We start from the raw sequence: 14,230 nt of genomic DNA, 5'->3' as shown, positions 1-14,230 counted from the left end.
GCCATGGCGCGTTTCACCAATCTCATTCTCGTTGCCGGCGTCCTCGGGGCGGCCGCGACGGTCTACAACATGAAGCACGATGCGGAGCGCTCGGCCGAGCATGTCGCGGCGCTTCAGCGCCAGATCGAGGGCGAGCGGGAGCGTATCCAGCTGCTCAAGGCGGAATGGAGTCTGCTCAACGATCCGAGCCGTCTGCAGGGGCTTGTCGACCGCTACAACGACTATCTCCATCTGGAGCCGCTCGCCGTCGAGCAGATCACGCGGATCGAGGACATTCCCGTGAAGCCGGTCGAGTTCGAGCCGATCGACGGCAATGCGACGCTCGGCGGCTATGCCGGCACGTCCGCCCCGGTGGTGAGGTAGCGCCATGGCCGTGACCGAGCAGCCCGTGTCCTTCCTGCAGCGCCGCGCCGTCGGCGAACGTCGCGTGCCGCGCGCGCCCTCGCGCGCTGCCACGCGGGCGCGGGTCTACATGGCGATGGCGATGTTCTCCCTCGTCTTCGTCGCCATCGGCTCGCGTCTGGTGATGCTGGGCATGAGCGAGGAGGCGACCACGGCCTCCTATATCTCCGCGCAGGACAGTGTTGCCGCGTCACGTCCCAATCTCGTCGACCGCAACGGCCAGATCCTGGCAACCGATATCAAGACCGCCTCGCTTTATGCCGAGCCGCGCAAGATCATCGACGTCGACGAGGCGCTCGAGGGTATCGCCAGTGTGCTGCCGGAGCTCGGCACCGATGCGGTCCGCCGCCGGCTTGCAAGCAATGCGGGCTTCATCTGGCTGAAGCGCGAGCTGACGCCGCGCCAGCGCAACAGGCTGCACGATCTTGGCATTCCGGGCATCGGCTTCCTGGAGGAAAACAGCCGCTTCTATCCGGGTGGGCCGACCGCGAGCCACATCGTCGGGTCGGTGAACGTCGACAATCAGGGCATTTCCGGCATGGAGCTTGCCGTCGACAGGGCCTGGCTCGGCGACCTGCAGAAGCTCGGCTTCGCCAGCGACCGCTCGATGGAGCCCGTGGCGCTGTCGATCGATCTGCGCGCCCAGCATGTCGTGCGCGACGAACTGTCCAAGGCGATGGAGCGCTACAGGGCGATTGCGGCGATCGGCATCGTCCTCGACGCAAACACCGGAGAAGTGGTGGCGATGTCGTCGCTGCCGGACTTCGACCCGAACGACCGCGCCCAGGCTCTCGACCAGAAGCGGATGAACCGGGCCAGCGGCGGCGTGTTTGAGATGGGCTCGGTGTTCAAGGGCTTCACCGTCGCCATGGCGCTCGACAGCGGTCGGGTCACGATGGACGACAGCTTCGACGCGACCCGCCCGATCCGCATCGGTGGGCGTACCATCGATGATTTCCACGGCAAGCGCCGGATGCTCTCCGTCGCCGAGACCTTCATCTATTCGTCCAACATCGGCACCGGCAAGATGATGCTGGCCGCGGGCATCGACCAGCAGCGCGCGTTCATGGAACGCATCGGACTGACGACGCGGCTCAAGACGGAGCTGCCGGAAGTCGCGACGCCGCTGCTGCCGCCGAAGTGGAACGAGCTTGCCGCGATCACGATCTCCTTCGGCCACGGCATCTCGGTGACGCCGCTGCAGACGGCGACGGCGGCGGCGGCACTCATCAACGGCGGCAAGCTGATCCCGCCGACCTTCATGCCGAGGGCGATGGCGGACGCGGAAAAGCTGGCGCAGCAGGTGGTCAGCCCGCGGACCAGCCAGATCATGCGCTACCTGTTCCGCCTCAACGTGTTGCAGGGATCCGGCCGGCGCGCGAAGGTGCCGGGATACCTCGTCGGCGGCAAGACCGGGACGGCGGAGAAGATCGAAAACGGCCGCTATGTATCCAACAAGCGCCGCAATTCTTTCCTTTCTGCATTCCCGATGGATGATCCAAAGTATGTCGTTCTTGTCGTGATCGACGAGCCGAAGTCCGAGCGCGAGGGGATTGGCGCGACGGCGGGTCTGAATGCCGCGCCGACGGTGTCGGCGATCATTCGGCGCATTGCCCCGATGCTCGGGGTGTTGCCCAAGTTCGGAGACAAGGCCGAGACAGTTTCGATTTCCTACTGACCGGACGCGCGCGGAACGGGGTCGCACCAAAGTTCCGCCGGGTCCTGATGACGACGCAAAACGGATATTGGCGCAAGACATGCTGCTGAAGGACCTCACCGGCGAACAGGCGCTCGCCGCGGCCGAGTTCGAAACGGAAATCGCCGGCCTGTCCGCAGACAGCCGGACGGTGGAACAGGGGTTCCTGTTCGCCGCGCTGAAAGGCTCGAGCGTTGACGGCAGCGCCTATGTCGAGGCCGCGCGCGCGGCTGGCGCCTGTGCTCTTCTGGTGGGCAGCGACACGCCCTATGCCGCGCTTCGCACACCCCACGCCGAAGCCTGTCCGATCATCGTCAGCGACGATCCGCGGCGCGAGCTTGCGCTTTTCGCAGCGCGGTTCCACGCCGCCCAGCCTGAAACGCTCGTGGCCGTAACCGGCACCAGTGGCAAGACCTCCGTGGCGGTCTTCCTGCGCCAGATCTTCGCTTTCGCCGGCTTCGAGGCCGCGAGCCTTGGAACCATCGGCACGGTCACCAGCCGCGGCGCCAACTACGGCGGGCTGACGACGCCCGATCCGGTGACGCTGCATGAGGTGCTGTCCCGGCTGGCGCACGACGGCATTACCCATGCCGCGCTGGAGGCATCGAGCCACGGGCTCGACCAGCGCCGGCTCGACGGGCTCTCGCTGTCCGCCGCCGCCTTCACCAATCTCGGTCGCGACCATCTCGACTATCATGCCGACGTCGAGGATTACCTCTCGGCGAAACTGCGTCTGTTCGAGACGCTGCTCGACGCGGACAAACCCGTGGTCGTGGAACCGTCCGCGCCGTATGCCGAACGGGTGATCCTGGCGGCACGGGCGGCGGGGCATCCCGTCTATACGGTCGGCGAGGGAGGCGAGGACCTCGCCCTTGTCGAGATCCGTCATGAGGGCTTCACCCAGATCCTGACGCTGGAGACCGAGCGCGGCATGCGCGAGGTGCGCCTGCCGCTCGCCGGCCGGTTCCAGGTGTCGAACGCGCTGATCGCGGCCGGGCTTGCCGTTTGTGTCGGCGTCGATCTGGATGCGGCTCTTGAGGCGCTCGAGCATCTGGAAGGCGCGCCCGGTCGTCTGGAGCGGATCGGGGAGACGGATGACGGCGCGCTCGTCTTCGTCGACTACGCCCACAAGCCCGATGCACTCGACACCGCGCTCGCCGCACTGCGCCCGTTCACGCGCGGGCGGCTCATCGTTGTCTTCGGTGCCGGCGGCGACCGGGACAAGGGCAAGCGTCCGCTGATGGGTGAGGCCGCCGCCCGCCAGGCGGACATTGTCATCGTCACCGACGACAATCCGCGCAGCGAGGATCCCACGGAAATCCGTGCCGAAATCATGGCGGCCGCTCCCGGCGCGCTGGAAATCGGCGACCGCCACGCGGCCATCGAGGCGGCCGTCGGTATGCTGCAGGACGGCGACGTGCTGTGCATTGCCGGCAAGGGACATGAGACCGGCCAGATCGTCGGCGGGACCGTCTATCCCTTCTCCGATCACGAGGTGGCGCGCGCCGCGATCGACGCGGCAGCCGAAGCGGCGCTCTTCGAGGCCTTCCGGGAAGAGGGCAGCGAGGACGGCGACCTGGACTTCGAGCTGGACCTGGCAAGCGACGAGACGGTCGCGGGCGCGGACGAGGCGGATACCGGGCGGGACGAGCCGGCTTCGGCGGAGGCTGGCGCCCTGCCGGAGATTTCGCTCGATTTCGAGGACCTGCTTCAGGGGCTTGTCGGTGACGAAACGCCGGCACGCACGGAGCCGGAGGCAGATGCCGACGGTTTGCCGGAGCTGCCTGCTTCCGCCGACGGCGAGACCGTCGCCGAGGACGAGGGCACCTTCCTTGCCACCGGCGACCCGGAGCCCGAGGCGCTGGAGAGCGAGGCGGGCGTCGACTATTCCGCCGATGAGATCGCCGCCGAGGAGGCGCTTTTCGCCGAAATCATGGGGCATGGCTCGCAAACCTCCGTTGGCGCATACGCAGACGAGGAGACCTCGATGCCGGCCGGCGATGAGACCGCGTCGTTCGACCGCGAGCTTGGGGATGCTGACCTTGCGGACGAAGACGACGGTGTCGCCGAGGACAGTGCGGCCGTTGCTGGTGCGCAAGAGGACGACTTTCTCTTCGACGGCGAGGTGGAGCACGAAGCCGTAGCCGATGAGGATGCCTCGAGCGAGCTGGTCGTCGCGGCCCCAGCGGACGCCGACGAGGAAATCGAACGCCGCGAACCCGATCTCCTCGAGCCCGATCTCCTCGAGCCCGAGTTTGTCGAGCCCGAGGATGATGTGCGGGACGACCACGCCGGCTTCGAGCAGAGCGTGGCGGCCGCTGGCGAGGCGGAGGCGCACACACCGGAAATCGTGCCGGCCGAAACGCCCGACGAAACGGATGACGGGAATGAGGACGCTGTCGCGCAGGACGAGGTTGCCGCGCTGCACGAAGCGGAGAAGCCGGAGCCGGTGTCCTCTTCGGCGCGGATGATCGCGGCGGCTGCCGCCGCGACCGGTGGGGCCTTTGCCATGGCGACGCGCACGGGCACCGAGCCCCATCCGGAAGCATTCGGTGACTGGGCGCATGTCGACCCGGATCGGCCGCTGTGGACGCTTGCGGAAATGATCGAGGCGACCGACGGCGAAGCGATCGGCTGCGATGTCGGGGAGATCACTGGCATCTCCATCGACAGCCGCTCGGTCGCGCCGGGGGATGCCTTCGTCGCCATTGCCGGCGAGCGTTTCGACGGCCACGATTTCGCCGATGCGGCTCTGGAAGCAGGCGCGGCGCTCGCCATCGTCTCCTGGGCGCGGCATTCGAGCCTGACGGCCGGAGGGCGCTATCTGGTCGTCGACGATCCGCTCGAGGCGCTGCGTGATCTGGCGCGGGCCTCGCGGGCGCGCTCGACGGCGCGCATCGTCGCCGTCACTGGCTCGGTCGGCAAGACCAGCACCAAAGACATGCTCAAGCTGGCGCTGGACCGGTCGGGTCCGACCCACGCGCCGGTTGCCTCGTTCAACAACCACTGGGGCGTGCCGCTGACGCTGGCGCGGATGCCGGCACAAAGCCACTTCGGCATTTTCGAGATCGGGATGAACCACGCCGGCGAGATCACGCCGCTCGTCGAACTGGTGCGTCCCCATGCCGTGATCATCACTACGGTGGGGCCGGTTCATCTGGAGTTCTTCGGTTCGGTCGAACGGATCGCCCAGGCCAAGGCGGAGATCTTCTCCGGTCTGGAACCTGGCGGACTGGCGATCCTGAACCGGGACAACGACCAGTTCGACCTGCTCAGCTATCATGCCAAGATCGCCGGCGTGCGGCGCATGGCGACCTTCGGGCGCGAGGGGCCCGCCGACGCGCAGGCCGAACACATTTCCGCGCAGACCGGCTGCACCTCCATCTCGGGGCATATCTTCGATCAGGAGATCACCTACAAGATCGGCGCGCCGGGCAGCCATCTCGTGACGAATTCGCTGGCAGTGCTCGCCGCCGTCGCCGAACTCGGTGGCGATCTGGCGCTCGCCGGCCTGGCGCTCGCCGACTTCCATGCCCCCAAGGGGCGTGGCGCGCAGTCGGTGCTCAAGCTGCGCAGCGGCACGGCGACGCTGATCGACGAGAGCTACAACGCCAATCCGTCCTCTATGCGCGCGGCGCTGCGCCTGCTCGGCGAAACGCCGACGAGCGCGTCCGGCCGGCGCATTGCCGTGATCGGCGACATGCTGGAACTGGGCGCGGCGGAGCTGCAGTTGCACGCCGCCCTGCGCGGTCCTGTCGCCGACTGCCGGGCCGACCTCGTCTACTGCGTCGGGCGGCGCTCCCATGCGCTGTGGGAAGTGCTGCCGAAGCATGTGCGCGGCGCCTATTCGGAAGAAGCGGCGAGCCTGCGCCCGCTGCTTCTGGAAGAGCTGCGCCCCGGCGACGTGATCATGATCAAGGGATCCCTCGGGACCCGGATGGGACCGCTGGTCGATGCGCTTCGGCGCGAGTTCCCTGTCGACGACGATGGTGCCGAATAGGAACGCCTGAGAGATGCTTTATTTCCTCGTAGAATTCTCCGATCAGTTCTCCGCGCTGAACGTGTTTCGCTACATCACGTTCCGCACGGGTGGGGCGATCATGACGGCGCTGCTGTTCGTGTTTCTGTTCGGCCCGGCGATCATCTCGTCGCTGAGGCTGCGTCAGGGACACGGCCAGCCGATCCGCGCCGACGGCCCGCAGAGCCACCTTCTGACCAAGAAGGGCACGCCCACCATGGGCGGGTTGATGATCCTTTCCGGCATGCTGGTCGCGACGCTCTTGTGGGCGAACCTGACCAACCCCTACACATGGATCGTCCTCGGCGTCACCGTCGGCTTCGGTGCCATCGGGTTTTACGATGATTACCTGAAGGTGACGAAGGCCTCGCACCGCGGCTTCAGCGGCCGCTTCCGGCTGGCCTTCGAGTTTTTGATCGCCGGCGGCGCGGCGCTGGCGGTGACCTTGCTGGAAACCGACGGGGCGGGGACGTCCATCGGCTTTCCGTTCTTCAAGGACCTGACGCTCAATCTCGGCCTGTTCTTCATTCCGTTCGCCGCCTTCGTGGTGGTGGGCGCGGGCAATGCGGTCAATCTCACGGATGGTCTCGACGGCCTTGCCATCGTGCCGGTGATGATCGCCGCCGCCTCCTTCGGGCTGATTTCCTACCTGACCGGCAACGCGGTCTTCGCAGGCTACCTGCAGATCCACCACGTGGAAGGAGCCGGCGACCTGGCGGTCCTGTGCGGCGCGGTGATCGGTGCCGGCCTCGGCTTCCTGTGGTTCAATGCGCCGCCGGCGGCGATCTTCATGGGGGACACAGGGTCGCTGGCGCTCGGCGGCATGATCGGCGCCATCGCCGTTGCAACGAAGCACGAGATCGTGCTCGCCATCATCGGCGGCCTGTTCGTGGTCGAGGCGCTCTCGGTGATCGTGCAGGTCGCCTCCTACAAGCTCACCGGCAAGCGCGTCTTCAAGATGGCGCCTATCCACCATCACTTCGAACATCTCGGCTGGACGGAGAGCCAGGTCGTGATCCGCTTCTGGATCATCGCCGTCGTGCTCGCCCTCGTCGGCCTTGCCACGCTGAAGCTGAGGTAAGGACGATGATCGAGGCCAGGAGTTTCAGCGGCAGGACGGTGGCAGTGTTCGGGCTTGGCGGCTCGGGCCTTGTCGCCGCGCGCGCGCTTGTTGCCGGCGGCGCCTCGGTGGTTGCCTGGGACGACGGCGAGAAGGCGCGCGCGGCCGCGGCCGCGGCCGGCATTGCGCTCGCCGATCTGCGCGCGGCGGACTGGAGCGCCTTTGCCGCGCTCGTGCTTGCGCCGGGCGTGCCGCTGACCCACCCCGCCCCGCACTGGACGGTCGAGCTTGCGAAACGGCATGGCGTCGAGGTGATCGGCGACATCGAGCTTTTCGCCCGCGAGCGCGCCCGCATCGCGCCGGGCGCGCCGCTCGTCGCCATCACCGGTACCAACGGCAAGTCGACGACGACCGCGCTGATCACGCATCTGCTGATCTCGGCCGGCCGTGATGCGGCGATGGGCGGCAACATCGGCGTGCCGGTTCTAGAGCTGGGCGCGCCGTCACCGGAGCGGATCCACGTCATCGAGTGTTCGTCCTACCAGATCGACTTGTCGCCGGGGCTCGCGCCCTCTATCGGCGTCTTGATGAATGTGTCGCCGGACCATCTCGACCGGCACGGCACGCTGGAGGCCTATGCGGCCGTGAAGGAGCGGCTGATCGCGGCAAGCGACACCTGTGTCGTCGGCACGGACGACGACCACGCCCGCGCGGTCGCCGACAGGGTCGAGGCGGCGGGGCGCAAGGTGTTGCGCATTTCGGCGCAGCATCCGGTGGAAACCGGCGTGTTCGCGCGTGGCGCTGTGCTTTTCATCGCCGAGGAGGGACGGGAGCGGGAGTTCGCGGATCTCTCGGCGATCGTGTCGCTGCGCGGCGCGCACAATGCCCAGAACGCCGCGGCGGCGGTTGCCGTATGCCGGGCGCTCGGCGTTGGCGAGGACGAGATCCGGAAGGGGCTTGCGAGTTTCCCCGGCCTTGCGCATCGCATGCAGGTTGTCGCCCGCAGCGGGCGCGTGCTCTTCGTCAACGACAGCAAGGCGACCAATGCGGACGCGGCCGAGCGCGCGCTCGCCAGCTACGCGCGCATCTACTGGATCGCAGGCGGTCGGGCAAAGGCGGGCGGCATCGAGAGCCTGCGTCCCTATTTCGACCGAATCGTGAAAGCCTATCTTGTCGGCGAGGCTGCGGAGGCCTTTGCCGGGACGCTTGAGGGGGCGACCGACGTCGCCGTCTGCGGCACGCTTGATGCGGCCGTTGCGGCCGCGGCGGCCGATGCGATGTCCGACCCGCACGCGGAGCCGGTGGTGCTGTTGTCGCCCGCCTGTGCCTCGTTCGACCAGTATCCGAATTTCGAAGTCCGGGGAGAGGCGTTTGCCGACGCCGTCGCCAAGGTGGCGAAGAACCAGTCCGGACAGGAGGTTGCCTGATGGTCAGTCGTGCAGATCGCAGCCCGTTCGCCGAATGGCTCTGGACCGTCGACCGCTTCCTGCTGGCGGGCTTCGTGCTGCTGATGATCGGCGGTGTCGTCCTGTCCTTCGCCGCAAGTCCCGCAGTGGCGGAACGTCTGGGCATCGACAGCTATCATTTCGTCAAGCGGCAGGCCTTTTTCCTGCTGCCGGCGATTGCGATCATGCTCGGCGTTTCGGCGCTGGGGCCGCGGATGGTGCGCCGGGTGGCGCTGGCCGTCTTCGCGTTCTCGCTGATCATGATGGTGGCGACGCTGTTTCTCGGCGTCGAGGCCAAGGGCTCGCGCCGCTGGATCAGCATTCTCGGCTTTACCCTCCAGCCCTCCGAATTCCTGAAGCCGGGACTGATCGTCCTGGTCGCCTTCCTGTTGTCGGAAAGCGGTCGACGGCCGGAGGTTCCAGGCTCGCTGTTCTCGATCCTGCTCTACATCATGTCGGCGGCGCTGCTGATCGCCCAGCCCGACTTCGGGCAGACCATGCTTCTGACCCTCGTTTTCGGGGCGCTGCTGTTCCTGAACGGGTTGCCGTGGATCGCCATCATTCCGATCGGGGTGCTTGGCACCGGTGGCGTTGTCTCCGCCTACATGCTGCTTCCGCACGTGCAAAGCCGCGTCAACCGGTTCCTCGATCCGGGCTCGGGCGACACGTTCAACGTTGACCGCGCCATCGAGGCCTTCGTGTCGGGAAGCTGGTTCGGTCGCGGTCCGGGCGAGGGCACGATCAAGCGCATCCTGCCGGAGAGCCACACCGATTTCATCTTTGCCGTCGCCGCCGAGGAGTTCGGCATCGTGCTGTGCATCGTGCTGTTGCTGGTCTTCGGCTTCGTTGTGCTGCGCGGGCTGTCCCACGCCGCGCGCGACGAGGATCCGTTCGGCCGTCTTGCCACTGCCGGGCTGATGATCCTGTTCGGCGTTCAGGCCTGCATCAACATGGCGGTCAATCTCAACCTGATGCCGGCGAAGGGCATGACGCTGCCGTTCATCTCCTACGGCGGCTCGTCGCTGTTCGCCTCGGCGCTGTCCATGGGCTTCGTGCTGGCGCTGACCCGTCGCCGCCCGCAGGCGGTGCGCCACGACAGCGTCGTCGTCTCGCGGCTGTCGCCTTCGAGCCTTGGGTGAGGGCGCAATGACGCGGACGATCCTTCTCACCGCCGGGGGAACCGGCGGTCATCTCTTTCCCGCGCAGGCACTGGCCAGCGAGCTGGTGCGGCGCGGCTATACGGTCGATCTGGCGACGGACGCGCGCGTCGGCGAGATGGGACGTGATTTCCCCGCGCGGCAGACGCATGTGGTCGCCTCGGCGACTCTGTCGGGCCGCTCACCGGTCGCCCTTGCCCGCACGCTGTGGCGTCTGGCAAGAGGCACGCTGCAGGCCCGCTCGATCCTGTCACGGGTCAAGCCCGACGCGGTGGTCGGCTTCGGCGGCTATCCGACGTTCCCGCCGATGTTTGCGGCCTATCTGTCCGGGATTCCGACGGTGCTGCACGAAGCCAACGCGGTGATGGGCCGGGCCAACCGGATGCTGGCGAAGCGGGCTGTCGCCATCGCCACGAGCTTTCCGCTGCAGGGCGCCGGCGTGTCGGACCTGCGGGCGCGGATGATCCGCACCGGCAACCCGGTGCGCGACGCCGTGCTTGCCGCCGTTCGCACCTATGTGCCGGCCTCGCCGGGAGAGCGGTTCGAGCTTCTCGTCTTCGGCGGCTCGCAGGGCGCGCGTTTCTTTTCCGACATCATGCCTGAGGCGCTTCAGTGCCTCGAGGCACCCGTGCGTGCCCGCCTGAGGCTGGTGCAGCAGTGCCGCCCCGAGGATCTGGAGCGGGTCCGTGCCGCCTGCGAAGCACTGGGCGTCGAAGCCGAGCTTGCGCCCTTTTTCGCCGACATGCCGGAGCGGATCGCCAATGCGCATCTTGTCGTCTGCAGGTCGGGCGCATCGAGCGTGTCGGAACTCGCGGTGATTGGCCGACCGTCGATCCTCGTGCCGTTGCCGCATGCCCTCGATAACGACCAGGGCAGGAACGCAGAGGTGCTTTCAGCGGCCGGTGGCGCCTGGCCGCTGGCCCAGTCGGAGATCGACGGCCCACGTCTTGCCGGATTGTTGAGCGAACTGATGGAGGCGCCCGGGCGCCTTGCCGCGGCCGCGGATGCCGCGCGCGAGGCGGGCCGGCCGGATGCGGTCCGCCGCCTCGCCGATCTCGTCGAACACGTCGCCGCCCGCAAGCCGATATCGGCGCTTGCCGCGGCTGACAATCGTGATGGAGACTTTTCATGAAGATGCCCCAGGATATCGGGCCCGTTCACTTCGTCGGCATCGGCGGCATCGGCATGAGCGGCATCGCCGAAGTGCTGCATACGCTCGGCTACACGGTGAAGGGCTCCGACCTCAGCGAGAGCGCGAACGTCAAGCGCCTGCGCGACAAGGGCATCGACGTCAAGATCGGCCATGCGGCGGAGAATCTTGAGGAAGCGCGCGTCGTCGTCGTTTCCTCCGCGATCAAACGCGACAATCCCGAGCTCCTGGCCGCGCGCGAGCGTTTCCTGCCGGTGGTGCGACGGGCGGAGATGCTGGCCGAGCTGATGCGCTTCAAGCAGGCGATCGCCATCGGAGGCACCCACGGCAAGACGACGACCACGTCGATCATCGCTGCGCTGCTGGATGCCGGCGGCATCGACCCGACCGTGATCAACGGTGGCATCATCAACGCCTATGGCACCAACGCGCGCATGGGCAAGGGCGACTGGATGGTCGTCGAGGCGGACGAGTCCGACGGCACCTTCGTCAAGCTGCCGGCCGACATTGCCGTCGTCACCAACATCGACCCGGAGCATCTGGACCATTACGGCAGTTTCGACGGTGTTCGCGACGCGTTCCTCCAGTTCGTCGAGAATGTGCCCTTCTATGGTTTTGCGGTGATGTGCCTCGACCACCCGGAGGTGCAGGCAATGGTCGGACGCATCGAGGACCGTCAGGTGATCACCTATGGCGAGAACCGCCAGGCTGACGTGCGCATCTTCGACATCACAGCGAAAAACGGCCAGTCCGTCTTCTCGCTCGAACTGCGCGACCGCATTGCCGGCACGAGCGAACTGATCGAGGGGCTGACGTTGCCGATGCCCGGACGCCATAATATCTCCAACGCCAGTGCCGCCGTGGCGGTCGCCTGGAAGCTGGGGATCAAGGCCGAGGCGATCCGCCAGGGACTTTCCGGATTCAGGGGGGTGAAGCGGCGCTTCTCGCACACCGGCAGTGCCAGTGGCATCGACGTCTACGACGACTACGCCCATCACCCGGTCGAGATCCGCGCGGTGCTTGCCGCCGCCCGCAGCGTCGCGCCGGGCAAGGTGATCGCTGTCGTCCAGCCGCATCGCTACTCGCGGCTGGAGAGCCTCTTCGACGAGTTCTCGACCTGTTTCAACGATGCCGACCACGTTATTTGCGCGCCTGTCTATGCCGCCGGCGAGCCGCCGCGCGAGGGCATCGATCATCAGGCGCTCGCCAATGGCATTCGCGCCAGCGGCCACAGATCCGTGCATGTGATCGGCGGCGAGGAGGAACTGGCGGCCTGCGTCGCGCGGATCGCCGGAGAAGGCGACTATGTCGTCTGCCTGGGGGCCGGCAGCATCTCGCAGTGGGCCCAGGCGCTTCCCGAGGGGTTGTCGCAGGCGCTCGCGGGAGCGGAGAAATGAGCTTTCCCGACCTCGTCGAGGCCCATGGGCTCGACCGTATCGGCCTGAGGGGCCGGTTGACGGCGAACCAGCCTGTGGGGCCGGTGACCTGGTTTCGCGTCGGCGGGCCGGCGCAATTGCTGTTCCAGCCGGCCGACACCGAGGATCTGGCGCTGTTCCTGCGGCATCTGCCCGCCGGCGTGCCGGTGCTGCCGATCGGGCTCGGCTCCAACCTGCTGGTGCGCGATGGCGGCCTGCCGGGTGTTGTCATTCGTCTCGGGGCGAAGGGGTTTGGCGGGGTTGCCGTCGAGGGTGAGACCCGCATTCGCGTTGGCGCTGCGGTGCCGGACAAGCGTGTCGCGGAAGCCGCCGCCGAAGCCGGCCTCGGGGGCTTCGCCTTCTATGCGGGAATTCCCGGCGGCGTCGGCGGTGCGTTGCGCATGAACGCCGGCGCGCATGGCTCGGAAACCCGTGACACGATGGTCGAACTGACCGCCGTGACGCGGGCGGGCGAGATCGTGCGTCTGACGCGCGAGGACATGGGCTATCGCTACCGCCACAGCGAGGTGGCGGCCGACACCATCTTCACCGAAGCGGTTTTCGAGGGGACGCCGAGCGAGCGCGAGACGATCCGCGCCGAAATGGCGGCGGTCGTCGAGCATCGGGAAAAAGCCCAGCCGATCCGCGAGAAGACCGGCGGCTCCACCTTCAAGAACCCGCCGGAGAATTCAGCCTGGAAGCTCGTCGACGCGGCGGGATGCCGGGGGCTCCAGATTGGCGGGGCACGCATGTCCGACATGCACTGCAATTTCATGATCAACACCGGCGAAGCAAGCGCCGAGGACCTGGAGCGGCTCGGAGAGACCGTGCGTGCCCGGGTTCTGGAAGCGAGCGGCATCGCGCTCGAATGGGAAATCAAGCGTCTCGGCCTTCTTCCGGAGGGTGTCGAGATCGCGCCGTTTCTCGGGCGCAATGACAAGGAGACCGCAGTCCATGGCTAAGCCAAAGCACGTTGCCGTCTTGATGGGCGGCTGGTCGGCGGAGCGGTCCGTCAGCCTCAGTTCCGGCGAGGCCTGTGCGGCGGCGCTCGAGCGGGCGGGCTACAGAGTGTCGCGCGTCGACGTGGGACGAGATATCGCCAGAGTGCTCTCGGACATGAGGCCGGACGTCGCCTTCAACGCGCTGCATGGCCCCTTTGGAGAAGACGGCTGCATCCAGGGAGTTCTGGAGATCCTTGGGGTCCCCTACACCCATTCAGGGGTCGCCGCCTCCGCGCTCGCCATGGACAAGGCAAAGGCCAAGGCGGTGATGAAAACGGCTGGTATTCCCGTCGCTGAACACAGGGTTGTCCACAGGCTGGAAGCGGCGCGGGAGCACGTCTTGAAGCCGCCCTATGTCGCCAAGCCGGTCTGCGAGGGCTCGTCCTTTGGCGTGCTGATCGTCCAGGAAAACGCCGCCCATCCGCCGCAGGAACTTTTCCGCGATGACTGGGCGCATGGCGACATGGTGATGGTCGAACGCTACATCCCCGGCCGCGATTTGACCTGCGCCGTCATGGGGGACGTGGCGCTGGGGGTCACCGAAATGGTGCCTGTGGGCCACAGCTTCTACGATTTCGATGCGAAATACGCGCCCGGAGGCTCGCAACACATCCTTCCGGCGGAAATTTCACCATTTGTTTACCAAGAAGTACAGAAACTTAGTCTCAAGGCGCATCGCGCGCTCGGTTGCAAGGGTGTGACTCGGGCGGATTTCAGGTTCGACGAGCAACCCACAGGTGGCGGCGAGCTGATCTGCCTTGAAGTGAACACGCAGCCGGGAATGACGGAGACATCGCTCGTGCCCGAGATCGCGGCACACGCGGGTCATTCCTTCGAAGAGCTGACAAGTTGGATGGTGGAGAACGCAAGTTGCGGACGCTGAAGG

General features: G+C 66.9%; 10 protein-coding genes. All 10 read left to right on the top strand.

Features of this window, described 5'->3' with window-relative positions:
* Window positions 1-3 precede the first annotated feature (3 nt).
* The 10 genes from ftsL to ACN0WF_RS01680 all read left to right on the top strand — a co-directional run bounded on the left by ftsL (window position 4) and on the right by ACN0WF_RS01680 (window position 14,227).
* Window positions 4-363 (top strand): cell division protein FtsL, encoded by a 360-nt coding sequence (gene ftsL, locus ACN0WF_RS01725; protein ID WP_417771038.1) that lies wholly within the window; start codon window positions 4-6, stop codon window positions 361-363.
* A 4-nt stretch (window positions 364-367) separates the two neighbouring features.
* Window positions 368-2,080, top strand: a complete 1,713-nt coding sequence (locus tag ACN0WF_RS01720; protein ID WP_417771037.1) for a peptidoglycan D,D-transpeptidase FtsI family protein — start codon at window positions 368-370, stop codon at window positions 2,078-2,080.
* A 79-nt stretch (window positions 2,081-2,159) separates the two neighbouring features.
* Window positions 2,160-6,098 (top strand): UDP-N-acetylmuramoyl-L-alanyl-D-glutamate--2,6-diaminopimelate ligase, encoded by a 3,939-nt coding sequence (locus ACN0WF_RS01715; RefSeq protein ID WP_417771036.1) that lies wholly within the window; start codon window positions 2,160-2,162, stop codon window positions 6,096-6,098.
* A gap of 13 nt (window positions 6,099-6,111) precedes the next feature.
* Window positions 6,112-7,197 carry a phospho-N-acetylmuramoyl-pentapeptide-transferase gene (gene mraY, locus ACN0WF_RS01710; RefSeq protein WP_417771035.1) on the top strand — a complete coding sequence of 362 codons (1,086 nt, stop codon included), beginning with the start codon at window positions 6,112-6,114 and terminating at the stop codon, window positions 7,195-7,197.
* Between the two features lie 5 nt (window positions 7,198-7,202).
* Window positions 7,203-8,603: a UDP-N-acetylmuramoyl-L-alanine--D-glutamate ligase gene (murD, locus tag ACN0WF_RS01705; RefSeq protein ID WP_417771034.1), complete on the top strand. Its 1,401-nt coding sequence runs from the start codon at window positions 7,203-7,205 to the stop codon at window positions 8,601-8,603.
* The gene (locus tag ACN0WF_RS01700; RefSeq protein ID WP_417771033.1) at window positions 8,603-9,760 is read left to right on the top strand and encodes an FtsW/RodA/SpoVE family cell cycle protein; all 1,158 of its coding nucleotides are present in this window, start codon (window positions 8,603-8,605) and stop codon (window positions 9,758-9,760) included. The genes murD and ACN0WF_RS01700 overlap by 1 nt, the downstream gene beginning before the upstream one ends.
* Window positions 9,761-9,767: 7 nt before the next feature.
* A complete protein-coding gene (gene murG / locus ACN0WF_RS01695) occupies window positions 9,768-10,910 on the top strand; it encodes an undecaprenyldiphospho-muramoylpentapeptide beta-N-acetylglucosaminyltransferase (RefSeq protein ID WP_417771032.1) in 1,143 nt (380 codons plus the stop codon).
* Entirely contained in the window at window positions 10,907-12,325 is a 1,419-nt protein-coding gene (murC, locus tag ACN0WF_RS01690; protein WP_417771031.1) for a UDP-N-acetylmuramate--L-alanine ligase, read from the top strand. Before murG ends, murC begins: the two co-directional genes overlap by 4 nt.
* Window positions 12,322-13,305, top strand: coding sequence for a UDP-N-acetylmuramate dehydrogenase (gene murB / locus ACN0WF_RS01685; RefSeq protein WP_417771030.1), 984 nt, complete (start codon window positions 12,322-12,324; stop codon window positions 13,303-13,305). The genes murC and murB overlap by 4 nt, the downstream gene beginning before the upstream one ends.
* Window positions 13,298-14,227, top strand: a complete 930-nt coding sequence (locus ACN0WF_RS01680) for a D-alanine--D-alanine ligase (RefSeq protein ID WP_417771029.1) — start codon at window positions 13,298-13,300, stop codon at window positions 14,225-14,227. The genes murB and ACN0WF_RS01680 overlap by 8 nt, the downstream gene beginning before the upstream one ends.
* The last annotated feature ends 3 nt before the right edge of the window (window positions 14,228-14,230 follow it).

It is taken from the genome of Stappia sp. (assembly GCF_048268045.1).
In the GTDB taxonomy this organism is placed as follows: Bacteria; Pseudomonadota; Alphaproteobacteria; order Rhizobiales; family Stappiaceae; genus Stappia.
Note: the sequence above shows the minus strand (reverse complement) of the source record. Positions and strands in the feature narration are given on the sequence as shown.

What these genes read in the sequence shown, in the direction of transcription:
- murC (WP_417771031.1), top strand. Translation starts at nt 10,907, where the DNA reads ATGAAGATGCCCCAGGATATCGGGCCCGTTCACTTCGTCGGCATCGGC.
- ftsL (WP_417771038.1), top strand. Translation starts at nt 4, where the DNA reads ATGGCGCGTTTCACCAATCTCATTCTCGTTGCCGGCGTCCTCGGGGCG.
- ACN0WF_RS01720 (WP_417771037.1), top strand. Translation starts at nt 368, where the DNA reads ATGGCCGTGACCGAGCAGCCCGTGTCCTTCCTGCAGCGCCGCGCCGTC.
- murD (WP_417771034.1), top strand. Translation starts at nt 7,203, where the DNA reads ATGATCGAGGCCAGGAGTTTCAGCGGCAGGACGGTGGCAGTGTTCGGG.
- murB (WP_417771030.1), top strand. Translation starts at nt 12,322, where the DNA reads ATGAGCTTTCCCGACCTCGTCGAGGCCCATGGGCTCGACCGTATCGGC.
- murG (WP_417771032.1), top strand. Translation starts at nt 9,768, where the DNA reads ATGACGCGGACGATCCTTCTCACCGCCGGGGGAACCGGCGGTCATCTC.
- ACN0WF_RS01680 (WP_417771029.1), top strand. Translation starts at nt 13,298, where the DNA reads ATGGCTAAGCCAAAGCACGTTGCCGTCTTGATGGGCGGCTGGTCGGCG.
- mraY (WP_417771035.1), top strand. Translation starts at nt 6,112, where the DNA reads ATGCTTTATTTCCTCGTAGAATTCTCCGATCAGTTCTCCGCGCTGAAC.
- ACN0WF_RS01715 (WP_417771036.1), top strand. Translation starts at nt 2,160, where the DNA reads ATGCTGCTGAAGGACCTCACCGGCGAACAGGCGCTCGCCGCGGCCGAG.
- ACN0WF_RS01700 (WP_417771033.1), top strand. Translation starts at nt 8,603, where the DNA reads ATGGTCAGTCGTGCAGATCGCAGCCCGTTCGCCGAATGGCTCTGGACC.